General features: G+C 64.8%; 19 protein-coding genes. 3 read left to right on the top strand and 16 right to left on the bottom strand.

The window, feature by feature from the left end; all coding sequences use genetic code 11:
• Positions 1-48 precede the first annotated feature (48 nt).
• The 10 genes from H8A92_RS23530 to H8A92_RS23485 form a co-directional block, all read right to left on the bottom strand.
• On the bottom strand, positions 49-951 hold the full coding sequence (locus H8A92_RS23530) for a Rossmann-like and DUF2520 domain-containing protein (protein WP_229197973.1): 903 nt from the start codon (positions 949-951) through the stop codon (positions 49-51).
• On the bottom strand, positions 948-1,790 hold the full coding sequence (locus tag H8A92_RS23525) for a class II aldolase/adducin family protein (RefSeq protein WP_229197972.1): 843 nt from the start codon (positions 1,788-1,790) through the stop codon (positions 948-950). The genes H8A92_RS23530 and H8A92_RS23525 overlap by 4 nt, the downstream gene beginning before the upstream one ends.
• 13 nt (positions 1,791-1,803) lie before the next feature.
• Complete coding sequence (locus H8A92_RS23520) at positions 1,804-3,492, bottom strand: acyl-CoA dehydrogenase family protein (protein ID WP_229197971.1); 1,689 nt, start codon at positions 3,490-3,492, stop codon at positions 1,804-1,806.
• On the bottom strand, positions 3,489-4,133 hold the full coding sequence (locus H8A92_RS23515; RefSeq protein WP_229197970.1) for a TetR/AcrR family transcriptional regulator: 645 nt from the start codon (positions 4,131-4,133) through the stop codon (positions 3,489-3,491). Before H8A92_RS23515 ends, H8A92_RS23520 begins: the two co-directional genes overlap by 4 nt.
• Before the next feature lie 364 nt (positions 4,134-4,497).
• On the bottom strand, positions 4,498-5,223 hold the full coding sequence (locus H8A92_RS23510) for a phosphorylase (RefSeq protein ID WP_338026607.1): 726 nt from the start codon (positions 5,221-5,223) through the stop codon (positions 4,498-4,500).
• Positions 5,224-5,249: 26 nt separating this feature from the next.
• Positions 5,250-7,211 (bottom strand): squalene--hopene cyclase, encoded by a 1,962-nt coding sequence (shc, locus tag H8A92_RS23505; RefSeq protein WP_229197969.1) that lies wholly within the window; start codon positions 7,209-7,211, stop codon positions 5,250-5,252.
• Between the two features lie 66 nt (positions 7,212-7,277).
• On the bottom strand, positions 7,278-8,528 hold the full coding sequence (gene hpnE, locus H8A92_RS23500) for a hydroxysqualene dehydroxylase HpnE (protein WP_229197968.1): 1,251 nt from the start codon (positions 8,526-8,528) through the stop codon (positions 7,278-7,280).
• A complete protein-coding gene (gene hpnD / locus H8A92_RS23495) occupies positions 8,528-9,364 on the bottom strand; it encodes a presqualene diphosphate synthase HpnD (protein WP_229197967.1) in 837 nt (278 codons plus the stop codon). The genes hpnE and hpnD overlap by 1 nt, the downstream gene beginning before the upstream one ends.
• Positions 9,361-10,239 (bottom strand): squalene synthase HpnC, encoded by an 879-nt coding sequence (gene hpnC, locus H8A92_RS23490; RefSeq protein WP_229197966.1) that lies wholly within the window; start codon positions 10,237-10,239, stop codon positions 9,361-9,363. The genes hpnD and hpnC overlap by 4 nt, the downstream gene beginning before the upstream one ends.
• 197 nt (positions 10,240-10,436) lie before the next feature.
• Positions 10,437-10,676 carry a hypothetical protein gene (locus H8A92_RS23485; protein ID WP_163161409.1) on the bottom strand — a complete coding sequence of 80 codons (240 nt, stop codon included), beginning with the start codon at positions 10,674-10,676 and terminating at the stop codon, positions 10,437-10,439.
• 406 nt (positions 10,677-11,082) lie between these two features.
• On the opposite strand from H8A92_RS23485, the gene H8A92_RS23480 reads away from it, so the two are divergent.
• Positions 11,083-11,586 carry a hypothetical protein gene (locus tag H8A92_RS23480; RefSeq protein WP_229197965.1) on the top strand — a complete coding sequence of 168 codons (504 nt, stop codon included), beginning with the start codon at positions 11,083-11,085 and terminating at the stop codon, positions 11,584-11,586.
• 80 nt (positions 11,587-11,666) lie between these two features.
• Here H8A92_RS23480 and H8A92_RS23475 read toward each other — a convergent pair whose 3' ends face one another.
• The 4 genes from H8A92_RS23475 to H8A92_RS23460 form a co-directional block, all read right to left on the bottom strand.
• Positions 11,667-14,051, bottom strand: coding sequence for an efflux RND transporter permease subunit (locus tag H8A92_RS23475; RefSeq protein ID WP_229197964.1), 2,385 nt, complete (start codon positions 14,049-14,051; stop codon positions 11,667-11,669).
• A 197-nt stretch (positions 14,052-14,248) separates the two neighbouring features.
• A complete protein-coding gene (gene eutC, locus H8A92_RS23470; RefSeq protein WP_229197963.1) occupies positions 14,249-15,043 on the bottom strand; it encodes an ethanolamine ammonia-lyase subunit EutC in 795 nt (264 codons plus the stop codon).
• Between the two features lie 4 nt (positions 15,044-15,047).
• Positions 15,048-16,634, bottom strand: a complete 1,587-nt coding sequence (locus tag H8A92_RS23465) for a B12-binding domain-containing radical SAM protein (RefSeq protein WP_229197962.1) — start codon at positions 16,632-16,634, stop codon at positions 15,048-15,050.
• 129 nt (positions 16,635-16,763) lie between these two features.
• On the bottom strand, positions 16,764-18,146 hold the full coding sequence (locus H8A92_RS23460) for an ethanolamine ammonia-lyase subunit EutB (protein WP_229197961.1): 1,383 nt from the start codon (positions 18,144-18,146) through the stop codon (positions 16,764-16,766).
• A 346-nt stretch (positions 18,147-18,492) separates the two neighbouring features.
• Here H8A92_RS23460 and H8A92_RS23455 point away from each other — a divergent pair, with 346 nt between their 5' ends.
• The gene (locus H8A92_RS23455) at positions 18,493-20,199 is read left to right on the top strand and encodes a methyl-accepting chemotaxis protein (RefSeq protein ID WP_229197960.1); all 1,707 of its coding nucleotides are present in this window, start codon (positions 18,493-18,495) and stop codon (positions 20,197-20,199) included.
• A gap of 171 nt (positions 20,200-20,370) precedes the next feature.
• A complete protein-coding gene (locus H8A92_RS23450) occupies positions 20,371-21,873 on the top strand; it encodes a sensor domain-containing diguanylate cyclase (RefSeq protein WP_229197959.1) in 1,503 nt (500 codons plus the stop codon).
• Between the two features lie 14 nt (positions 21,874-21,887).
• On the opposite strand, the gene H8A92_RS23445 is transcribed toward H8A92_RS23450, so the two are convergent.
• Both H8A92_RS23445 and H8A92_RS23440 read right to left on the bottom strand, forming a co-directional pair.
• Positions 21,888-22,766 (bottom strand): transglutaminase family protein, encoded by an 879-nt coding sequence (locus H8A92_RS23445; protein WP_229197958.1) that lies wholly within the window; start codon positions 22,764-22,766, stop codon positions 21,888-21,890.
• Positions 22,763-24,764: circularly permuted type 2 ATP-grasp protein (locus H8A92_RS23440; RefSeq protein WP_229197957.1), on the bottom strand; the 2,002-nt coding region annotated here is incomplete at its 5' end. The genes H8A92_RS23440 and H8A92_RS23445, both read right to left, overlap by 4 nt.

The raw sequence follows: 24,764 nt of genomic DNA, 5'->3' as shown, positions 1-24,764 counted from the left end.
CAGAGACATGAAAGCCCCGGTTCAGCGAACCGGGGCTTTTTTGCTGGATCAAGATGCCGCCTGCTCTTCCAATCTCGTCCGCAGCAGCAGCCTCTCGATCTCTGCCGCGCGGGACGCGCTGAGTGTGCCACGCTCGATCCCGAGCGGGACATTGCGCAGCGCCAGCTCGCGATACAACGCACCTGAAGATGGAAAGCGCTCGTCGAGCGCCCGGAGGTGCTTGAGGATCGTTCCAACGTCGCCGCGCGCCACGCAGCCGCCCATGCCGTTGGCCAGGCCGCCGTCGAGAACGGCTGCAACGGTTCCCCGCAGCAGCGGCGTCATCGCACGCAGCGCGTCGGTCTCGCTGGCACCAAAGCTCTTCCAGAGCTCGACGCCTTCCTTGAGCAGCGCGATCAGGAACGGACCGACATAGTAGGCCGAGGCATGATAGAGCGCCCGCACGCCGGCCGGCAGCGCCAGCGGCTCGCAGCCGATGCGGATCGCAAGCCATTCCAGATCGCGCCTGAAGTCGCCTTCGGCCTCGATGCCGACGGTGCATCCGCGCAGCCCCTCGAGCGCGACGTCGGGATTTGCAAACATCTGCATCGGATGAAATCCGCCGGTTGCGGCGCCCGCGGATTTCGCATGATCGAGCGCCGCGAGCTCAGTCGCGCCGCTGCAATGGACCACGCGATGACGCGGCTGCCAGCGCAGATCGCGGCACACCGGCAGGATTGCATCGTCGCTCACCGTCAGGAAAACCATATCGCAGCTGTCCACCACCTGCTGCGCATCCGTCACCGGCCGTGCCGAAGGCACGCGAGATCCGAGCCGTTGGGCGGCATCGGGACCGCGGTTGTAGAACGCCGCGACGTTCAAATCCGCGCGGGCGAACGCCGGCGCGAGCGTCTGCGCGACGCGGCCGGCGCCGATGAAGCCGATCCGCAACGCCGCCGGCGACGTGCTCATTGCGCGTAGCTCCCATCGAGGCGGTCGAGCCTGCGCCGCAGCGCCGGCCATTCCAGCAGGCCGTAACCCGCTTGCAGGTTCTGCGCCGCTTCATTCAGCAGCGGATTGGTGTCGCGCTCATTGTCCAACGTGATCTCGGTGCCGGCAAAGCAGGTCACCGTGTTGTCGATCGCCAGCTCGGTCGGCGCGTGCAGCGGCCGGCCGCAGCCGAGCGCATCGACCTGGATCCGGCAGGCCTGCTCCAGCCAGTAGATCGCATTGAACGCCTGCTGAATCGTGTTGCCGCAGACCAGGAGGCCATGATTGCGCAGGACCAGCGCATTGTTGCGGCCGAGATCGGCGACGACGCGGTCGCATTCCTCGCGATCGATCGCCGGCCCCTCGAAATCATGATAGCCGATCCGGCCGTGAAACCGCATCGCCGTCTGCGACAGCGGAAGCAGCCCTTCTGCCAGCGCGCTGACGGCCGTGCCTGCCCTGGTGTGGGTATGCAGAACGCACTTCACGTCGGGCCGTGTCCGATGGATCGGGGCATGCAGATAGAACCCGGCGACGTTGACGTTGTAGCCGTGATCGGGCTGCAGCAACGTCCGGCCCTCGATGTCGATCTTGACGAGGCTCGACGCCGTGATCTCCTCATAGAGCATGCCGTAGGGATTGATCAGATATTGATCGTGATGCCCCGGGACCTGCGCGCTGATGTGGTTGTAGATCAGGTCGGTCATGCCATAGAGCGCGACCAGGCGGTAGCACGCGGCAAGATCGACCCGGGTTGCCCACTCCTCTTCTCCGACGATCGCCCTGACGTCGTTGACGGCGCACATTTCGGTCTGACGCATTTGACTGGAACCCTTAGTGACCAATGACGGAGGCGCGCGCGACGACATGGCCAAGGCCTTCCGACGACGGAAGCGCACCGAACACATGCACGCTGTCCGCGCCAAGCCGCGACTGCACGAACAGATCGGCAGCAGCGGCGTCGCCATGTTTCAACATCTCGGCAGCCTGCAACGCATACGCCATGCGGGTGACGAGCGCCCTGGCATGGCCGTCGTCCGGATATCGGGCCTGCAGGCGATCGGCGAGGTCGTCCGTGCTGCGGTCATAGATCGGGTTGAGGCCCCTGCTCGCGCGCAATTCGTCGATGAATGCATCCCGGCAATTCGCATCGCGCTGCATGGCCCGCAGCACGTCCATGCACATCATGTTCGAAGTGCCTTCCCAGATCGAATTCAGCGGCGCCTCGCGATAGAGCCGCGCCATCGCGTTCTCCATGATGAAGCCGTTGCCGCCATGCACCTGCTGGCACTCATAGGTGAAGGCCGGTGCGCGCTGGCAATTCCAGAACTTCATGACGGGGGTGGCGACCCGCGCCAGCAGCCGCTCGTGCTCGCTGGTCTGCAGACCGTCGGTCGCACGCGCGACGCGGAATGCGCCGAGCATCGCCGCCTCGCTCTCGAGTGCGAGATCGGCAAGCACATTGCGCTGCATCGGAAGCTCGGACATCGGCCTGCCGAACGCGCATCGGGTTTGCGCGTGGTTCAATGCCAGGCTCAACGCCTGCCGCATCAGCCCGGCGGAGCCGACCGCGAAATCCAGACGCGTCAGATGCGCATGCGAGAGGATCTCCGCGATGCCGCGCCCCTCCTCGCCAACCAGGATCGACCAGGTGTCGTGGTACTCGATCTCGCTCGACGCGTTCGAGCGGTTGCCGCATTTGTCCTTCAGCCGCTGGATGTGGACGCGGTTGGCGCTGCCGTCCGGCAACAGGCGCGGCACGAACAGGCAGCTGACACCGGATTGGGTGCGCGCCAGCGTGTAGAATCCGTCGGCGACCGGCACCGAGAAAAACCATTTGTGTCCGGTGATCGCATAGATCTCGCCATGCGCACCGCGTTCGACGAAACGCGCGGTGGTCTGGGTCTCGCGCAGGTCGGAGCCGCCCTGCTTCTCGGTCATCGCATAGCCGATGACCGCCGCCCGCTTGGCTTCGATCGGAAGCCGGCGCGGATCATAGTCCGCGGTCAGCGTCCGCTCCCGCCACAGCGCGAATTGCGGCTTGCCGGAAAACCCGGCGATCCCGGCGTAAGCCATCCCGGTCGGGCAACCGACGCCATTCTCGATCTGATTCCAGAGATAGCTCAGCGCCGCGCGCGCCAGATGGCCATGTGGTTCGCGCGTCGACCAGGCCAGACTATGCACCTCGCTCTGGAACGCCAGCGCCATCAATTGATGCCAGGCCGGATGAAATTCGACCCAATCATTGCGGTTGCCGTAGCGGTCGTGGGTCAACAGCGTCGGTTCGTGCTCGTTGGCAAGCCGCGCCGCCTCCTGCGCGGCCTCGCTGCCGGCATGGGCTCCGAGCGCAGATAGCTTCTCCTTCGCCCACGGCGCCAGCTTTGCGATCAGGCCGCTCAACGCGCGGTCGTCATCGAACGCATTGAAGCCTGTCGCGGGCCGCGCCTGATTGCGGACTTCGTGGGTCGCAAACGGAGTGGCTTTCGCTTCCGCGACGGCCACCGGCTCAACATGCGCATTCATGCGGAGACCCTCGATATCCGGGTCAATTCAGGCGCGGCGTGGCGAAACAGCATGCGCGCGGCCAGCCCCGCGATCGATTGCGCGATTGCCTTTGCCGCGTCGGAATCGGGAGCCGCTTCGGGCGCCAGCGGACCGACCAGCGCCTCCATGAACGCACCGGTCACACAGGAGGCCGCGACGTTGGCGTCGATCTCGACGAATTCACCATTGGCGATGCCACGCCGGACCAGCCTTGCGATCTGATCGGCCAGGGCCGCGCGGTACTTCAGGCGCGCCGCATCGATCTCGGGTTCACAGGGCTCGGCGATCAACGCGTAGGCCAGACGGCGGCCGCGCATCGCCCGGACCGAGAAGGTGTAGATCGCGTCCACCAGGCATTGCGATGCCGATCCCTCGGCCTCGACGATCGCGGCGACCACGGCCACCTCGCGCTCGGACACCAAGGCGAGCACCTGGGCGTACAGGTCCGCCTTCGAGTCGAAGTAGCGATAGACGCTACCCGTTGCCACGCCGGCCCGTGCGGCGATCAGGGCGATCTGGGCGTCCTTCCAGCCACTCAGCGCCACGGCCTCCCTGGCGGCATCCAGGATGCGCGCCTTGGTCTCGACGAGCTGATTGAGCCGAACCGCTGCGATGGCCATCGTGAACCTTAATTCATGAATACAGGATCATTATTCATATGAGGTCGAATAGCGGGATCTGTCAAGCATCGACTCCGGGTGCTGTAGCCGCAGGACGGGGACAGCCGCCCGGACGCGGAGCCTCTCGCGCAGACCGACGGGTCGCCGGAGGCGATCGGCCTACGTGCCGGGCGGCGGGAACGGCAGACGCGCGAGGGTCACGGCCCACGGCAAATATCGGGGCTTTGCAGGTCCCGGCCAAACGCGGAACCGGATCGGCAGGGCCACCAGGCACCAAAGCAAAAGGCCCGACCGCGATGCGATCAGGCCTTTTGTTTGGAGCTTGATGCGGCGAGACACATCCGTCCCGGCCGGGACCGGCGGATCAGGCTGCCTTCGCCGTGATCAGAGCGCCTTCCGCCGGCATCAGCACGTCGTTGCCGAGCAGGAAGCCGCGGCAGCTGCGCAGCGAGCGCAGCGCGCGGTTGAAGTCGATGCCGGTCGAGACCAGCGCCCGCAGCGTGCGCGGATTGCGCGCGATGCCGCGCAGCACCTTGCGCAGGTCGATGTCGCCATTCGGCTTCACCGCAGATTTCGCAAGCTCCGGCAGCGCCCGATGCGCGGGATCGCTGATCACGCGCAGCGCGGCAAACGGAATGCCTGCTTTGGCGGCGTAGGCTGCCGCGATATGGCTCTCCATGTCGACTGCCGCTGCACCCGTAATCGACCGCAGCGCGGCCTTGCAGGCCTTCGCTGCAATCACCTCTTCCACGCCGGCGAGGCCACCGCGAACGATCCTGCGGCGCTTCAGCGCGGCGCTCGCGATCATCTCTTCATTCAGGGCGGATGCGGCCAGGAACCGCGTATCGCCCGACATCACCTCGGTCGCGACCACGACGTCGCCCGACTTGAGCGACGGGTCGAGCCCGCCGGCCACGCCGAACGAAATCACGCCACGGAAAGTCTTCGGATCCAGCGTCGCCAGCAGTTCACGGAGTTGCTGCGGATCGCTCGAGCTGCAAATCACGATCATGCCGGGGCCTGCCGCGATGCGAGCCTCCTGCACCAATCCAGTCACAATCAGTACCGGCCGAGGATCAATTCTGCCCACGGACTCGGCGGCCCCCGCCTCAACAATCACATCCCGACCCCTACCACCCTGCTATTGGTGCTTCTTAAATTCCGATACCGCGCCAGCGCCCAGAGCGGAAAGAACTTCGAGTAACCATGATATCGCAAGTAAAATACCCGCGGAAACCCCGTAGCTGTGTATCGCTGCTCGTCCCACAGCCCTTTTTCCGTCTGTGTTGCCTTTAGGTACTCCACCCCCCGCACAACTGCAGGATTTTCGACCTCTCCGGCCGCCATCAATCCAAGCAAGGCCCATGCCGTTTGCGAGGAGGTCGAGGGCGCAACTTCATAACCCTTGTAATCCAGCCGGTAACTGACGGCGTCCTCGCCCCAGCCGCCGTCCTGATTCTGGACTGACGCCAGCCAATCCACCGCTTTCCGAACCATCGGGTCGTTGCGGTCGACCCCTGCGACATTTAGTGCATTGAGCACCGACCAGGTGCCGTAGACGTAATTCAGGCCCCAGCGGCCGTACCAGGAGCCCTCGGCGAGCTGGGTGCGGCGCAGGTAGGCAACACCATCCGCCATCGCCTTGCTGCTCTCGGTCGTCTCGCCGAGCTGGCCCAGCATCGAGATGCATCGCGCGGTGACATCCTCGGTCGGCGGATCGAGCAATGCACCGTGATCCGAGAACGGGATGTTGTTGAGGTAGTATTCGAGATTGTTGACATCGAATGCGGCCCAGCCGCCATCGCGGCTCTGCAGCCCCTCGATCCATTCGCGGCCGCGCGCGATCGCCTCGTCATATTCCCTGGTGCCGGTATGACGCCGCACGCGGTCCATTGCCATCACGACCACGGCGGTGTCGTCGAGATCGGGATAGTGGTCGTTGTTGTACTGGAACGCCCAGCCGCCGGGGCGGACGTCCGGCGCCTTGACCGCCCAATCGCCCTTCAGTTCCAGCACCTGGCGCGGCTTCAGCCAGTCGAGCCCCTGCTTGGCCTTGGCGAGCGCATCGTCGCTCCCCACTTCCTGCAGCGCATGGCAAGTCAGCGCGGTGTCCCACACCGGCGAGACGCAGGGCTGGCAATAGGCTTCGTCGTCGCCGATCACGAGCAGCTTGTCGATCCCGCGGCGGGTGATGGCGCGCGGCGGAAAATTCTCGTCCTTGCCGAGCGCCTCATACATCATGACGATGTTGGCCATCGGCGGATAGATCGCGCCCATGCCGTCTTCGCCGTTCAATCGCTCCTCGGTGAAGGCGAGCGCAGCGTCGATCGCGCGCTGGCGCAGGCTCTTGGGAAACACCGGCTCGATCAAACGCAGCACCGCGTCGAGCGAGCGGAACAGATAGAACCAGCTCGCGCTCTGATGCGGCGCCTTCGGCGCCATGCGGATCGATTTCGGATCCTCCAGGAACAGTTCGTCGATGCCGACGCCTTTCGGGTTCTTCGCACGTGGCTTCAGCGCGGCAAGCACCATCAGCGGCACCATGGTGGTGCGCGCCCAATAGGAGATCTTGTTGATGTGGAACGGCGACCACATCGGCAGCAGCATGATCTCGATCGGCAGCACCGGCGTTGCGCGCCAGGTCACGACGCCATAGAGCGCGAGCAGGAAGCGCGTGAACACGTTGCTGGCCGAAGCACCGCCGCGCGAACGGATCGCCTCGCGCGCCCGCACCATATGCGGCGCGTCGACGGAATCGCCGATCATCTTCAGCGCGAAGTACGACTTCACGCTCGCGCTCATGTCGAACGGACCGTCATGCACCAGCGGCCAGCCGCCATGCGCGCCCTGGACGCGCCGCAGATACTTGCCGAGCTTGGCCTCGAGTTCTGCGTCGATTGGCTCGGCGAGATAGTGACGCAGCAGGATGTACTCGGCGGGAATGGTGCTGTCGGCCTCGAGCTCGAACACCCAGTGTCCGTCGGACTGGCGATAGCCGAGCAGCGCTTCGGTTGCCTTGGAGATGCTCTTCTCCAGCGCGACCGGATCGACTGTTACGCCGTGATCTCTCGAAAGCATTTCGCTCGATATCCTCTTCATCGCGGACCGGCTGATCGAAAGCCGCGGCCGCTTAACAGGTCGAATTTAACGCCTGGTCAGAACCAGATCTGCGGCGCGATCACCCGACCGCACCGATCCCTCGATGGTTGCTGGCAACCCGGTAGCAGTCCAGTCGCCGGCAAGGAACAGGTTTTTTTGCGCCGTCGCGGGCCCCGGGCGCAGGGCGTTCTGCTCCGGTGTCGCCTCAAATGTGGCGCGGCGCTCGCGCACGATCTGCCAGGGCGGCAAGTCGCCGGCAACGCCGGATGCCTTGCAGATATCCCGCCAGATCGCCTGCGCGAGCTCCTCGCGCGGCATGTCGACCAAGCGGTCGCCATTGCTGATCGTGATCGACAGCCGTTGCGGGAACGCGAACAGCCATTCCACGAGACCGCCGACCACGCCGAGGATCGGCGCAGCGTCGCGCGGCGGATCGACGCGGAAATGCGCGTTGACGATGGCGCGAAATCTGGTCGGCGTTTTCAGTCCGGGCAGCAGGGATGCCGCTCCGCGCGGCGGCACCGCGAGCACGACGGCATCGTCGGCCGGGAGCGTGATCTTGTCACCACCGCCAAAATCGAGCTCCGTCACGCGATCACCCGACATGCCAAGTGTACGCAATTCGTGACTGAACTGGACGCTGTGGCCCCTCTCCTGCAGCAGCTTCACGGCCGGCTCGATCAGGACCGAGCTCAGGCCGTCGCGCGCGATCAGCGGACGACAGGCCTGCCCGCCCGCGAGCAGCGTCTCGCGCACGATGGCGCCGGCAAGCCCGGCCGAGCCCTCCGGCGGATCGACGTTCAGTGCCGCGAGCAGCAGCGGCTGCACCAGGCGATCATACAGCGTACCCTTGCAGGGAATGGTGTTGCCGACCAGCGCCTCGGTGCCGGCCCATGCCAGCGGCGCCAATGCGAGATAATCGCGCAGGCCGGTATCCGGGACACGGCGCGACTCGTCGAACACCCACAATGGCAGGCGGGAGTCGCCGAGGTCGAGCTGCCAGCGCTGGCCAGTGGCCAGATCAACGAACGGAAACTGCGCGCGCGCAGGTCCCACCAGGCCGGCCTCGGTGCCGATCGAGCGCGCGTAGCTCAGCGCATGGCGGTTGCCCGACAGCAGCAGATGGTTGCCATTGTCGATGGTGAGATTGGTCGCGGCGTCGAAATAGGAGCGGCAGCGGCCGCCGGCCTGCTGCGTCGCCTCGTGGACGGCCACCTTGTAGCCGCCATTGGCGAGCCGCACGGCGGCGGAGAGGCCGGAAATGCCGGCACCGATGATATGAACGGTCTTTTGCATCAGATGATCGCGTAACGAAGAAGGATGCCGATCTTGGCGGCCTTGGACACACGCACCGGCGCACGCGGCGCAGCGAAGCCGCGCGCGATCAGGAGATCGAGGATCGCACGGTAGTATTTCGACATGATCCGCGGCGCACGCACGGCGCGGCGCGAATTGCGCTTCATGATCTCGTCGGACTTCTGGAAATGCATCTTGGCGCGCTCGGCCAGCGGCGCGCACACCTTCGGCAGCGCACGGTCGGTGATGACGCGGGCCGGGTCGTTGTTGGTGATGCCGGCGTGCCAGAGCCATTCGCGCGGCAGATAGAGCCGGCCGAGACCGGCGTCCTCGTCGATGTCGCGCAGGATGTTGGTCAGCTGCAGCGCGCGGCCAAGGTGATACGCGAGCTCGATGCCGTCTTCCTCGGGCAGACCGAACACGCGCACCGACAGCCGGCCGACCGCGCTCGCGACGCGATCGCAATACAGGTCGAGTGTCGCGAGATCCGGCGCGCGGATGTCCTGCGGCACGTCCATCTCCATGCCGTCGACGATCGCGACGAAATCCTCGCGCTTCAGGCCGAAGGTCTTCACCGGTCCAACATAGTCCTTCAGCCGTTCCGGCGGATGCCCCGCATAGAGCGCATCGATATCGTCGCGCCACTGCTGCAGCGCGGCCAGGCGCTCCGGCCGCGGACCGTCGGAATCGGCGATGTCGTCGACCTGCCGACAGAAGCTGTAGATCTGGAACATCGCCTCGCGCTGCGCGTGCGGCAGGATGCGCATCGCGGCATAGAACGAGCTGCCCGACGCAGTGCTTCCGTAGTTCGCGTTGGCCGCCGCCTCAACACTCATGCGCCTGCCGCCGTCCTGGAGAGCCCACGCCGTCCGGTCGCGCGCCGGGCGGTCTCGCCGGCCATGCCGCCAAGGCTCCGCAGCAGCAGCTCGACCGGGCTCAGATGCACGCGCTCGCTGAGCGGATCGCGCACCTTCAGCATGGTGACGATCTTGTCGGCAAAAGCCTGGATCACCGAGATCTCGAGCCCGAGCCGGAAATCCTTCACCTCGGCGGCGAGCGACTTGCTCTGGTCGAGCAGCGCTTCGGTGCGCACCGCGAGCGCCTGCAGGCACTTGAGCAGCGCCGGCTGCGACTTCGCCTCGCCGAGCATCTCGACGGTCGCGCCTGCATCGGCCAGCGCATCGCGCGGCAGATAGACGCGGTTCAGATTGCGGTAGTCCTTACCGCAATCCTGAAGATGGTTGTTGATCTGCAGGCCGGCGCACAGCGCATCCGACGCCGCCCAGGTCGAGGCGTCCTCACCGTGCACGTCGAGCATGAAGCGACCGACCGGCATCGCCGAGTAGCGGCAATAGTCGATCACATCATCCCAGTTCTCGTAGCGCAACTTGGTGACGTCGAGGCGGAACGCCACCAGCACGTCGAGCGCGTGCCGCGGCGGCATGCCGCGCTCGGCGAAGGCCCGGCGCAGGCTGACCGCCTCCTTCTGGGTCTCGCCATTGCCGAGCAGCTCGGCCTCCATGAGGTCGAGATAGCGCAGCTTCTCCGCAGGCTGCAGCGTGGCATGATCGGCGATATCGTCGGCAGTTCGGACGAAGTTATAGAAGGCCAGGATCAGGGCACGATGCCGCGGATGAATGATCCACGACGCGACGGGAAAATTCTCGTCGCGGTGGGTCTTTCCGGATCGCAGGTCGCTCGCGGTGGTCATGGGAAATTTGGGCTACACTGGTCATGGCACGACGCAGGCGCGAACGGTCGGGCGCATGCGGGGGATTTGCGAGCCCCATATAGGGGAATACGCCACCAAAACCAATGCCATCTGTGACCGCCAGCATATGCAGCCGCGGCCGGCATGGCTGCCAGCCGCGGTGTCGATAGCGGTCCCTCGAGACCCTGAATCCGGTCCTACTGGCCGTGGGTCTTCAGCACCTGGTCGCAGGCGGCGCTGATCTTGCTGCGGTTCTGCTGCAGGCAGGCGAGAATGGTGAAGTCGCCCTGATCGATCACGGCACGGCAGTGACGCTGCACGTCGCGCGTGCAGGCCTTCTGCTCATCGGGCGTACCGCTGCGCGCCTGCTGCTGGGCGAAGGCGCTGGACGAGAGCGGGATCGACAACAGGGCAAGTGCCAAGAGAAATTTACGCATCGTATTCCTTCATTTCCGACAGCAGAAAATCTGTTCCCGAAAAGCGTTTCGGCAGGGCCGGGACGGATTTTAGGGATTGCAGACGCCACGTAACGCGGCAACGGATTGACGACAAGCACCGCTAAATGCGGCTAAATTTGCGGCGCTGTAAACCCCCACATAAGCCATTGATTCACAACAGCGATTCATGCCATCACTTTGTCGCGTTCGGCTATTGCGGATGGCACTTGCGCAAAGCTACATGCCACGGTGAGGCGAACGGTTGTTGATTCTGGTCGATGACAATAAAGGCGTACGGGCGCCGCTTCCGTCGTTTGAACCTAACATTCTTCGGTGACACTAAACCTTCGATGCGGCGAGACGCTTTCTTGCGAAGGAAGCGTTGATTCTGATGGGAAAATTCACAATGAAACTGTTTGGTTCCAGCCTTTATGGTCAGGCTCTCAGGGCTGTGGGCGTCGGCGCCGCACTGATGCTGTCTGCCTCCGCGGTGCATGCCCAGGCCAACGGGCCGTTCGCCGGTTTCGCCGGCTCCTGGACCGGTACGGGCACGGTAGCGTTGTCCAACGGCACGACCGAACGCATTCGTTGCAAGGCGGACTACAAGGTCGCGCCGTCGGGCATGAGCCTGAAGCAATCCCTGCATTGCGCAAGCGACAGCTACAAGTTCGACCTCTCCAGCGACGTCACCAGCCAGGGCGACCGGATCTCCGGCAACTGGAGCGAGGCGAGCCGCAACATCTTCGGCAATCTGCAGGGCACCGCAGGCGGCGGGCGGATCGACGTGTTCGTCGAGGCGTCCGGCTTTGCCGCAAACCTCAACCTGCAAACCAACGGCTCCAAGCAGGTCGTGCAGATCGACTCCAAGGGTGAGATCCGCGGCGTCTCGATCACCATGACGAAGAGCTGACGCTCCAGGGCCGATTTCGCAGGCCAACAAAAAGGCCCGGTTCCGAACGCTTCGGAACCGGGCCTTTTGTTTGTCGGAGATCAGGCCTTTTCGATCGGCGCGGGTTGCCCACCCTTGCCGCGCAGCTTCTGCGACAGGTTGATCAGGAACATCGAGGTCGGGCGCAGGATGAAGAGATCCGCAACCAGGGCCGCGACCATCGAGAAGGCGCTGAGCCAGCCGAACAGGCGAAGCGACGGCAGGTCGGAGAACACGGTGACGACGAGGCCGCAAGCGAGCACCACCGTGGTCAGGATCAGCGCGGGACCGACCAGCACCGTGGCGCGCTCCACCGCGAGCTCCGGCGTGACACCCGGCTTGGTCTCCAGCCGCAGGCGATTGAGGAAGTGGATGGTGGCGGAGAGCCCGAGGCCGAACGACACGGTCAAGGCCACGACGCTGGCGAATTGCAGCCCCTCCCCGAGCAGCCACAGCACCGTGCCTGACAGCACCACAGGGAAAATGCCGGGCAGGATGCAGGAGAACATCACCACGACCGAGCGGAATGCGAGCCCGATGAAGACTGCCACCAGCAGGAATTCGACGGTCAGGCCACGGTTCAGCTTTTCAATCATGTTGGCGCTGTTGCGCGCGGCGATCACCGACAGGCCGGTGACGGCGATCTCGTAACCGGGATGCTCGGCGCGGACCTTGTCCAGCGAGCTATCCAGCTTGTTCACCACCGGAAGCAGCTGGCTCGAATCGAGATCCGGGACCCGCCCCGAGACCACGACCGCATCCTGATCGGCCGAGATGAAGCGGCGCACCAGATGCTCGGGAATGACGCCGACATACTCCTTCAGCGTCGCGACGTCATTGCTGCCGGCCTTTTCGGCGAGCCAGCGGCGCAGGGTTTCCAGCGACCAGACGTTGCCGACGCCCGCCGCGGTTTCAACCATCGCGTGGACGTCTGCGATCGTCTTCAAGGTCTCCGGCGAGTAGAGCGATTGGCCCTTGGGGAATTCGATCAGCACGTCGACGGGATTGGCACCGGTCAGCTTGGCGTCGAGCCGGCTCGACGCCGCCACCGCCTGCCGCTTGTCCGGAACCTGGTCGGCGAGCCGGTAGCGCGGCTCGAGATTGGCGTAGATGATGCCGAGCCCGCCGACCACGATCACCGCGATCAGGCTGAACAGCCCGGGCCGGCCCACCATGCGCACCGCGATCCAGTAGCAGAAATTGCGCAACGCCTGGACGCCGGCATCGGCGCCCTGGAATTTTACCGCGAACACTTTTTCGTTGCGTACCAGAAGCACGCCGAACGCCGGCACAAGCGAAAGCACGGCGATCAGCGCGATGATGGTCGCGGCGAGCCCGGCCTCACCGAATTTGCGGATCAGGTCGGAATCCGAGAATTGCAGCGCGATGAACGAGATGCCGGCGGTGCCATGAGTGAGCACGCAAGCCGGTCCGACCACCATCACCGCGTTCCTGAACGCGGTGTACTTGTCCTGGCCGGCGATCAGGCGATCTCGTGCCGCAAACGTCAGCTGCATCGAGTCGGAGAAGCTGATCACCATGATGAGCGGCGTCATCACGTTCAGGAACATGTTGAGATTGAAGCCGGCCCAGCCGAGGCCGCCAAGCGCGAGAAGGATCGCAATGATCGGCGGAAAAGCGGCGATCACCATGAACGATATCTTGCGGAAGAAGATGATGGCGATAATGCAGCCCGCCAGAATGCCGAGAATATTGTAGGTCAGCCCGTCGCGCTTGACCGCGTTGCGGATTTCGAGCTGCATGACCGGAACGCCGGAGAGCTGGGCGTTGAGGCCGCTCCCGCTGAGATCATCGGCCATGATCTTTCTCATGTCCGCGACGACCTTGGAGAGCTTGTTGCTGCCGACCACCTCAGGCTCGAGCGACAACACGATCAGTGCCAGCGTTCCATCCTCGGACAGCAGCTTGCCGCGAATGATCTCGTTGGATTTGACGGTCTCGACGAACTTGTCGTAGGCGGCGCCTTGCGGCAACTCGGACGGGAACAGCGCGGCCGGCAATTTGCCGGGCTCCGGCGCCTGGCGCGCCGAAAACAGCGAGACCAGGCCGCGCACGCCCTCGACCAGCTGCAGGTCGGTGACCATGTCGCGGACCTTTTCGAGGTTCTCGCGCGCAAGGAGCGTCTTGCCTTCGATCACGACCAGCACGTCGAACTCGGTTGCCGGGAAGCGTTTGGTGACCGCTTCGTACTGCTTGTAGTCCTTGGAATTGGAACGGAACAACTGGCTGAGTGAGTCGTCGATCTTGATGCGCTCGATGCCGAAAACGGCCGCAACCATCAGCGCCAGCAGAATGATCACAGACAGGACCGGCGCCTTGATTGCGATCAGGCCGATTCGCTCCAACCCGAATGCGATGCTGGTCCCCGGCCGCGGCTCCTCGATCTTCTCGACGTGGACCTGACTTTCGGAGTTCTTCTCGAGCATGCCCTGTCCAGTTCTGAAAACGGCTCAATCTGTCTAGCTTGGGTCTAGGGGCGCGAATGAGGCGGGTGAGCGCGATTGATCGGCGCTAGTCCTTGAAAACACGCGAATATTGACCGGCGCCGGTTTTACCTGTCCGCCCCCTTGCTCGCAAGCGCGAGGGTCGAGCCAAATCGACGGGGAACCGCCGATCGCCACCATTAAGTGTCTGATTTGTCACACCCTGGCAGCGCATTCTGTGACGACCCACCGCCGCTTTCGTCCTTCAATGCGACCCCCGTGATCTGGCGTACCAGGCCCTCGCGCACAAGCCAGGCGATTCTGAATGCGGCTTCCGCATAGCTCAGCCCGGCGCGGTGGATGTTGGAGATGCAGTTGCGGTCGGCATCGGTGAGGCCGATCCGCGGTGCGAAGGTGAGATAGGCGCCAAGGCTGTCGGGCGCGGAAAGGCCGGGCCGTTCGCCGATCAGCATCACCAGCATGCGTGCGCCGATGATGGCGCCGATCTCATCGCCGAGCGCGACGCGCGCGCCCGACGCGACGACGACCGGGCCGGCGTCGATCTTGTCGGCCGCAAGCTGCGGCAGGAGATGCCGGATCAATTCGACGGCGTGCACATTGACCGCAGTCGGCGACAGGCCGTCACCGATCACGATGGCGCAGGAGCAAGCGGTGATGCCGCTGCTCTCGAGCGACCGTCGCGACGCGGAGTCCAGCATGCGCCCGAGATCGGGCCGGCGCAGATAGTCGCGCCGGCTGGGCGCCTGGCTCGACACCTCGCGCGGCGTGATGCCGAGGCCGGCAAGGCCGGCCGCAATCCCGCCGACATCGAAAGCCGCGTGAACGGCGTCGCGGGCACGGGCATGGTCGAGCGTGAAGGAAAGCAGCGCATCGGTGGGCAGGCTGGCCCCGGAACGGCCGAGACCGACGCGCGCCGGCGTGAGGTCTCGCAAATCGGGAAGCGAAGGGGGCGATGGCGCCGGCGGTGTCGTCATGCTGTTATTCGGCAGGAACGGAAGCCTCGCGCAGCCGGATCGAGTAGTTCGAGGCGTTCTGCCGGCCGCTGGAGGCTGCACGCGCAAACGTGATCAAATGATGCGCAACCAGCGTCGCCGAGATCAGCCCCTCGATGTCGCCGCGCTTGAGCCGGCCCAGCGCAAACTTCCAGAACACGCGCCTGTAGTCGCCGAGCACGCCGACCTTCCAGAAGATGTTGCGCAGCATGATCAGGCCACGCCGGATGTTGGCCCAGCTCTTCATCTCCGGGCTGACCGGCACCTTGATGCGATTGGCATAGGTGTAGTTGCATTGGTGCAGATAGCGCTCGAACAGCCTTTTCGGCTCGTAAGCAACTTCCATGCATTTGCGCCAGGAACTGACCACGTCCTCATAAGGCAGCAGGAACTCGACGTTGGAGTCGCGGCCCTCGTCATCGACCAGCCGCCCCGCCTTTTCGAGCCGATCCCACAGCGGCGTCTTCGGCAGCGCTTGCAGCAGGTTGATGGTGAGGAGCGGAATCCGGGACTCCTCGACAAAGGAGAGCAGCGCGTCGCCGGTCTGGGGCTTGTCGGTATCGAGCCCCATGATGATGCCGGAGACGACCTCCATACCGAACGAATTGATGGTGCGCACGCCCTCCAGGATCGGAACCATCATGTTCTGATCCTTGTGCATGGCCTTCAGCGCGTCGGGATCGGGCGTTTCGATGCCGACGAAGATCGTCACGAAGAAGGCCTCGCGCATCTTCTCCAGAATCTCGGGGCGCTTGGCGATGTTGAGCGTCGCCTCGCAGGCGAGACGCGTGACATAGCCGGTCCGCTTCTGCCATTCGATCAGATGCGGCAGCAGCTCGCTTGCAGCCTTGCGGTTGCCGATGAAATTGTCGTCGACAAAGTAAACGGTATCGGTCGCCCCGCATGCGCGCAGCTTGTCGAGCTCGGCGATGATCTGCTGCGGCGACTTCAAGCGCGGATTGCGGCCATAGAGCCCGGGGATGTCGCAGAACTCGCACTGATAGGGACAACCCGACGAGAACTGGATGCTGCCGAGAAAATACTTCTTGGTTTCGGCGAGCTCATACGCCGGCAGCGGGAAATCCGTCATCGGCAGGCGGTCGATGGTCTTCAGCACCACCTGCTGGTCGGGACGACTGGTGTCCTCCGCGAGGCGCTCGATCAGCTCGTCGGTCGCATCGCCGAGCTCGCCGACATGAAGGTAGTCGAATGACGGATAGTAGTCGGGACAGGCGCTGACCGACGGGCCGCCGATCGCGACCACCAGGTCATGGTCATGTGCGCGGCGGCAGATATCGTTCATCTGCTGGCGCTGGATGTGCATGCCGCTGACGAACACGGCTTCCGCCCACTCGAAATCCTCCACTGTCGCCGGACGCAGGTTCTCGTCGACGAAACGGACCTGCCAGTTCTCGGGAAGATATGCGGCAATCAGCAGCAGGCCCTGCGGCGGCATGAACGCCTTGACGCCGTCGGTCAGGGGATAGGAGTGCTCGAAGGTCCCAAACGACGACGTATAGCGCGGAAAGACGCAGAGGATACGCCGTGCTGTCTTTATGCCCTCAGCTCTCATCAATACGACCCCGAAGCACCTGCAAATCTAACCATGGCGCGGAACGCTGGGCCAGAAATTCTTCAACATTGTGGCACTATCCAACGTCACAACGGCGAGATAGTTGCTCTGCAGAATTTTGCTATCCCGTCAGGTCAACAGCCTGGCGGCGAGGTCGGGCAGCCGCCCCGCGTCGGCGACGAGGCGGAAGTCCTGCCCGGCGAGGCCGACGCGCAACAGCCAGTCGTCGAATTCAGGCGCCCGCTTCAGGCCGAACAGGTCGCGGATGTAGAGCGCATCGTGAAACGATGTCGATTGATAGTTCAGCATCACGTCGTCGGCGCCCGGCACGCCCATGATGAAGTTCACGCCGGCGGCCGCAAGCAGCGTCAGGAGATTGTCCATGTCGTCCTGGTCGGCTTCGGCGTGGTTGGTGTAGCAGACGTCGATCCCGAGCGGCAGGCCGAGCAGCTTGCCGCAAAAATGATCCTCGAGCCCGGCGCGGATGATTTCCTTGCCGTCATAGAGGTATTCGGGACCAATGAAGCCGACCACGCTGTTGACGAGCAGCGGATCGAACGCGCGTGCCACCGCATAGGCCCGCGCCTCACAGGTCTGCTGGTCGACCTGGTGGTGGGCATTGGCCGACAGTGCCGAGCCCTGGCCGGTCTCGAAATACATCACATTGTCACCGACCGTGCCGCGGCGCAGCGCCAGCCCGGCTTCGCGCGCCTCCCGTAGCAGCGAGAGATCGACGCCGAAGCTGCGGTTGGCCGCCTCGGTGCCGGCGATCGACTGGAATACGAGATCGACCGGCAGCCCCTGCCCGATCAGCCCGAGCGTCGTCGTGACGTGGGTGAGCACGCAGCCCTGCGTCGGAATCTCAAGTCGCGTGATGATGTCGTCCAGCAGCCGCAACAGGGTGCCGATGACTTTCGGATCGTCGCTCGCCGGATTGATGCCGATGCAGGCATCGCCCGATCCCAGCAGCAGCCCGTCGAGGATCGAGGCGGTGATGCCCTTGGGGTCGTCGAAGGGATGGTTGGGCTGCAGCCGTGTGCCCATGCGGCCGCGCAAGCCGATGGTGTTGCGGAAGCGGGTCGTCACCTCGCATTTCTTCGCGACCAGGATCAGATCCTGGTTGCGCATCAGCTTCGACACCGCGGCCACCATCTCCGGCGTGATGCCGCGTGAGACCTTCCTGATCGCTTCTCCAGTGGCGGCATCCGACAGCAGCCAGTCGCGGAAGCCGCCGACGGTGAGCGACGACACCGGCAGGAAGCCGGCAACATCGTGGCTGTCGAGGATCAGGCGGGTGACTTCGTCGTCCTCATAGGGGATGACAGGCTCATCAAGAAATTGCCTAAGCGGAACGTTGGCGAGCGCCAGACGCGCGGCGATCATTTGCTCCGCGCTGTCGGCAGCGATGCCGGCCAGGCGGTCGCCGGAACGCGGCGGCGAGGCCTTCGCAAGCAGGATGCGCAGATCGTCGAATGCGTAATTGGTGGCAGCGATGGTGTGACGATAGAGCATGGGAATTCGCGTCGGGGCTGGGGCAGCGTAACGTAGCACCTCTTTGCGAAAGTCGTGCCATCAGCTTCGCGCCGTGCGCCGGAGGTGTTGATGAATGATGATGATGGCGGCTCGTCATTCGACAGCGCGGCAGGGTACCGCGATCCCGGCGGCTCGGAATGCGCCATAAGACATTGGGATTATTTAGGGATTTTAACGGCTCCGGCCTGCACAAAGCGCCCGCGTTAAGAAATTGTCCATGAAGATTTTGCATAAGCTTTGATTGGCCGAAGGTACTCCCCGGCCTCTCAGAGTGCCCTCAATGCCTGCCCCCGCCACATCCCCGATCTCCATGTCCCGGCCTCCAATGGCGTCCCGATTCTCGCTTGCTGCCAGGCTGTACTCGACGTTTGCGCTGATTGCGGCGCTGACGGCAGCCACCGCGTTCCTGTCCGACTACAACGCGCGGCGCAACGCCGAACTGACCGAGGCCGTCGACCTCGCGAGCCGTGCCGCGCTCAATGTCGAACGGGTCAACTCGCTGGTCTATGCCGTGGTGATGGAATCCCGCGGCATCTACATGTCGACCGATCCGGCCGCGGTGAAGAAATATGGCGACGGGCTGCTGGCGTTCAACGAACGCATCCTCGGCGTGGTCAAGAACTGGGAAACCCTGGTGCAGGCCGACGACGCTGCCCAGTTCGCGGTGTTCAAGAAGCGCATCGAGCAATTCATCGAGTTCCGCAAGGAGCTGGTCCGCCGCGGCATCGAGATCGGCGCCGCTGCCGGGCGTGAGTGGGGCGACAACGACGCCAACCGCGACGTGCGCACCGCATTGAACAAGGATCTCGAGGCGCTTTCCAGGGTCTATGCCGAACGCAGCAAGCGTTTGGCGCGGCAGACCGACACCAACCGCACGATGGCGCTGGTGCTGACCGGGCTCGGTGCGGCCGCTTTGATCGTGGTGGTGCTCGGCGTCTTGATCATCGCCCGCTCGGTGGCCCGGCCGCTGTCGCAGATCACCGCGACCATCAAGCGCGTCGCCGACGGCGCCGACCATGTCGAGGTGCCGCATGTCGAGCGCGGCGACGAGATCGGCGCGCTCGCCCGCGCCATCAAGGTCTTCCAGGAGGCAATGGATCGCAATCGCAGCCTGAACGCGCAAGTCGTGCAGGATTCCGAGGCCCGCGACGCGCGCGGCCGGCACATCGAGAGCTTCGTCGACGCATTCCGCGGCACCATTGGTGAGGTGCTCCGCGCGGTGCATGACAACGCTGCGACGATGCGTCAAACCGCGCAGACCATCGCGACCGTCGCGGCGGACGCCAGCGGCCGGGCAGTTGCTGCGGCAGGCGCGACCGAACAGGCCTCGAGCAACGTCTCCGCGGTGGCGGGCGCGGCCGAAGAGCTCTCCGCCTCGGTCGAGGAGATCGGCCGTCAGGTCAAGCAGTCTTCCGGCGCGGTCGATCAGGCCGGCGCGCGCACCGACCGGTCGATCACCGAGATCGAGAGCCTTGCCGCCACCACCCAGCGCATCGACGGCGTGCTGAACCTGATCCAGGCGATCGCCGAGCAGACCAACCTGCTCGCCCTCAACGCCACGATCGAAGCCGCTCGTGCCGGCGATGCCGGCCGTGGCTTCGCTGTCGTCGCGCACGAGGTCAAGGCGCTGGCCGGGCAGACCGCGAAGGCAACCGCAGAGATCAGCGAGAATGTCGGCCTGATCCAGGCTTCGACCCGCAACTCGGTGGCCGCCGTGCGCGAGATCGGCCAGGCTGTGCGCGAGATCAACGACGTCACCGCCAACATCGCAAGTGCGATCGGCCAGCAGGATGCGGCCACGCGCGAAATCTCCGCCAACGCGCAGATGGCGGCCCAAGGCAACGAAACCCTGGTCACAAATGTCGGCTCGCTCCGTGACGACATGGACCAGACCAGCAAGGCGGCGGAATCGGTGCTCGCGGCGTCGAACGATCTGACCGCAACCGCCGAGACGCTGTCGCGCGAGGTCGAGCAGTTCTTCCGCAACCTGCGCGGCGACGCGGCCGAGGGCCAACGACGGACCGGAACCTGAACTGACCAGCCGATCTGTCCGGACCCGGCATGAGGTTCCGACCCACTCGGAATGGTTAAGACTCTGCCAACGCACGCGCGCAAATTGCCCGTGCTTGCGGTCGCCTTTCTCAATTTGATGCCCCTATAGAAAGTGACAGAGCGCGGGGGCGCGGGGAAGCGGAAGCAGGTAATGAACGGGCTGTTGCCAAAGCCGAAGGCGGTGCCGACCAAACGGCTGCTCGCGCTCGGGATCGGTTTCGTGTTGTGCTTTTCGGCGATCAGCGCGTCCGTTCTCTGGCAGATGGCCGGCAAGGACTATCAACATGCAAAGGAAGGCGCGACCAACCTCGTCGCCTCCATCGCCAGCGAGATCGACCGCAACATCGAGCTCTATGACCTGTCGCTGCAGGCGGTCGCCGACGGCGTCAAGCTGCCGGAACTCGGCAAGATCAGCCCGGAGCTTCGCCAGGTCGTGCTGTTCGATCGTGCCGCCACCGCCAAGGATCTCGGCTCGATCCTCGTGCTGAATACGGCGGGAGACGTCACGCTCGATTCGCGGACATTGACGCCGCGGAGCGCGAATTACGCCGATCGGGACTTCTTCCAGGTGCACCAGAAGCGAGCGGACAGCGGACTGTTCATCAGTCCTCCCTGGGTTACTTCAGACGGCGAGTATCTGATCAGCCTGAGCCGTCGCATCAGCAACAACGACGGATCCTTTGCCGGCGTGGTCGCGGGCAGCATGCGGCTCAGCTATTTCCACAATCTGTTTCGCAAGCTGAACTTCGGCGTCGGCGACAGCATGGCGCTGTTCAACACCGATGGCGTCATGCTGATGCGAGCTCCGTTCGAGATCAGCAAGATCGGGCAAAGCATCAAGGACTCCCAGGTCTTCAGGCAGTTTCCGGCCCGGCAATCCGGCTCCTACATGACGAAGTCGCTCGTCGATCATGTCAGCCGGCTGTATGTCTTTCAGGCGGTCGGGCACCACCCCCTGATCATCGCCGAAGGTCTCGCGATCGACGGCATCTATGCCGACTGGTGGCAACAGCTTTGGCTGATCGGCAGCGTGGTGGCAGCGCTCTGCGGCGTCTCGATCATCCTGATGTTCTATTTGCTGGCCGCTCTCAAACGGCGGGCCGTCGCGGAAGGCCGGCTCGCACACCTTGCGAGCACCGATGCACTGACCGGCCTCGCCAACCGCCGCCGCCTCGACGATACCCTCGACGTCGAGTGGCGGCGCGGCATGCGCGCGAAGTCGCCGGTCTCGCTGCTGATGATCGACGTCGATCATTTCAAGACCTTCAACGACACGTACGGACATCAGGCCGGCGACGCCGTGCTCACCACCGTGGGCCGATGCATCGCAACCAGCACCAAGCGCGTAACCGATCTCGGGGCGCGCTATGGCGGCGAGGAATTCTCGGTGCTGCTGCCCGGCATCGGCAAGGCGGGCGCCTTGGAAGTCGCCGAGCTGATCCGCGCGAAGCTGACGGCTGCGCGCGAATCCGAGCATGAGCTGCCGACCGTCAGCATCGGGGTTTCCTGCCTCGTCCCGGACCACGAGCGCACGTCGCGCGATCTGCTCAAGGCCGCGGACCTTGCGCTCTATCAAGCCAAGGCCGAAGGCCGCGACCGCGTCATCGTCAGCCCGATCGGGTGGGACAAATCGGGCAAGCGGCACGTCGCCTGATCGAGGTTCTCGCCTTACTCCACCGGCAGTACGTCAACCGCGACGCTGAGCTTCTGCTTCCGCGCGCCGACGATGACGCCGTCGACCGGCGAAACATCGGCGAAGTCGCGGCCGACAGCGAGAATGATGTGGTCGTTGGCGACCATGAGATCGTTGGTCGGATCGAACCCGACCCAGCCGAGCTCGCTGCCGCACCAGACCGACACCCAGGCATGCGTCGCGTCGGCGCCTTGCAGCCGCGGCTGGCCCGGCGGCGGAATGGTGCGCAGATAGCCACTGACATAAGCCGCTGGCAGGCCGAGGCCGCGCAGGCCCGCAATCATCACATGGGCGAAGTCCTGACAGACGCCGTGGCGCTTCTCGAACACGTCGCGAAGCGGTGTCGAGATCACCGTCGCCTTGGGATCGTATTTGAAATCACCGCGGATGCGGCGCATCAGATCGGCCGCTCCAGCGAGGATTCCGCCGCCAGGCGAAAAGCTCGCCGAAGCGTAGGCCGTCACCGGCCGCAGCACCGGCACCAGCGCACTGGCAAAGACATAGCCGACCGGCGAGGCCGCATCGAGGCTCAATCCTTCGAAGGCGTGATCGCGCACGCTTTCCCAGGACGGGCTGGCGGCGTCACGCGCCGGCGGCTGCCGCGCCACCGAGACCCGCGAGCGGGAATCGATGCGGAGACTGCGATGCGCGGTCTCGATCAGGACGCTCTCGGTCAGCGTGCCGAAGAAATCGCGCCGCGCGGTGCGCTCGGCGGGCCTGGGGCGGATCTCGACCGAATGCGAGATCAATTGTTGTCCGTCGCCAGTGATCGGCTCCAGCCGCAGCGAGCAACGCGCGAAGCTGACCTGGGTCTCGTAGCTGTAGGTCGTGACGTGACGGATGTCGTAGATCACGCCAGCCCCGTGAGCTTCTCCGGCCGGCTGGCGTTCGGTCCGTGCGGGAAATAATGCAGCCCGACCGCATCGGCGAGGTTGAGCAGATCCTGCTCCAGCGCAAACAGCGTCTTGACGTCGAGGCTGCCGGCTTCGGCCGTGGTCAACATCGCCTCGAGAGCAACAGCGAGCCGCTGCGGCCGCTCGATCAGGCCGTGCTCCTTCAGGCTCGGCAGCGCGGCGATATGTTCGTTCAGCGCGGCGACCTGGAACGCAACCGAGCGCGGATTGTAGGGATCGAGCACCGCGAGATCGCGCACCGGGGTGAGCAGCGGCTGCACCAGATAGCGCGAGCGATAGGTGATCTGGCAATCGACCAGCGTGAGCAGGACGTCGAGGTCCTCGTCACCGGCTTCGTCATAGGCGAACTGGCGAGCAAAGCGCGTGGTGTTGATGGCGCGCTCGGCGCGGCGGCCCATCTCGAGGAAGCGCCAGCCGGCGGCGCGGTTCATGTTCTCCTGCGCGAGGCCCGCGAAACTCGCAAGCTCCTGCAAGGTCAGCTCGGCAGCGCTGACCACGCCGTCATCGTCATGAACTTCGATCGCGAGCCGATCGGCCATTTCGGTGATGACCTGCCAGGCGTCCGGCGACAGCCGCTCGCGTAGCGAGGTCGCTGTGCGCTGCGCCGATCGCACCAGCGACAGCGCCGAACCGAATTTCTCGTCGCTCTGGAGCGCTTCGAGCGCGACCTTGGCGGGATTGGCGCGCGCGGTCTGCGAGGCCGCGCCCCAGGTGACCAGCAAGCGCTGGATGCGCTCGGCCGAATGCATCGCCGGCGCGTTGCCGTTCGAATTCGCCCGCGCAGGATCGCGCAGCGGCGTGCACAGCGCACGGATCAAGCGGATGGTCGCCTCGGCGCGCTCGAGATAGCGGCCGAGCCAGAACAGATTGTCGGCGGCGCGGCTCGGCAGCACGCCGGCGATGCGCCGGATGCGGACGGTGTCGACCGCCGGAAGCAAGGTCGAGGTCGCAACCGCTTTGTCGGAGACCACCCAGACATCGGCGGACACCGCGCCGTCGCCCATCGACACCGCACGCGCATCCGCGCGGTCGGCAATCCGGCAGAAGCCGCCGGGCAGCACCGTCCAGCCGTCTGGCGTCGCCGCCGCGAACACCCGCAGCACGAAGGGCCGCGGCGCGATCCGGCCGTTCTCCCACACCGGCGTGGTCGACAGCCGCACCAGCTCCTGACCGACATAGTCGATGCCGCGGTGGCTGATCGCATCCTTGAGGCGATCGCGATCCGCCGCCGACAATTCGCCCGGCAGCACCGGGCCGTGGCCGGGAAAATCCGCAACGCCACGGCCATAGGCGCCTTCGATCGCGAATTCGTCGAGCCGGGACAACACCTGCTCACGGGCGGATTTCTGGCCGCACCACCAGGTCGCGATGTGCGGCATCATCAGGTCTTCAGAGAGCAGGCGCCGGCAGAGATTGGGCAGGAAGCCGAGCAGCGCCCTCGCCTCCATCACGCCCGAGCCCGGCATATTGGCGACCACGACGCCGCTTTTGCGGAGGACTTCGACGAGCCCGGGCACCCCGAGATAGGAGGACGCGTCGAGCTCGAGCGGATCGAGCATGTTGGAATCGACCCGGCGCAGCAGCACGTCGAGCCGCTTCAATCCGGCGACAGTGCGGATGTGGATGCGGTCGCCGGAGACCGCGAGATCGTCGCCCTCGACCAGCAGGAAGCCGAGATAGCGCGCGAGCGTGGCGTGCTCGAAATAGGTCTCGCTGAACGCGCCGGGCGTCAGCAGACCGATCCGCGGCTCGTCGCGGTCGGCGCTGGCGCGCAGCGAATCGCGGAACGCTTCGAAGAACGGCGCGACGCGCTCGACATTCATCGACTTGTAGAGGTTGGAAAAGGCACGCGACAGCACCAGACGGTTTTCCAGCGCATAGCCCGCGCCCGAGGGCGCCTGCGTGCGATCGCCGAGCACCCACCAGCGGCCGTCGGGC

The sequence above is a fragment of the Bradyrhizobium acaciae genome, assembly GCF_020889785.1.
GTDB classification, from domain to species: Bacteria; Pseudomonadota; Alphaproteobacteria; order Rhizobiales; family Xanthobacteraceae; genus Bradyrhizobium; species Bradyrhizobium acaciae.
Note: the sequence above shows the minus strand (reverse complement) of the source record. Positions and strands in the feature narration are given on the sequence as shown.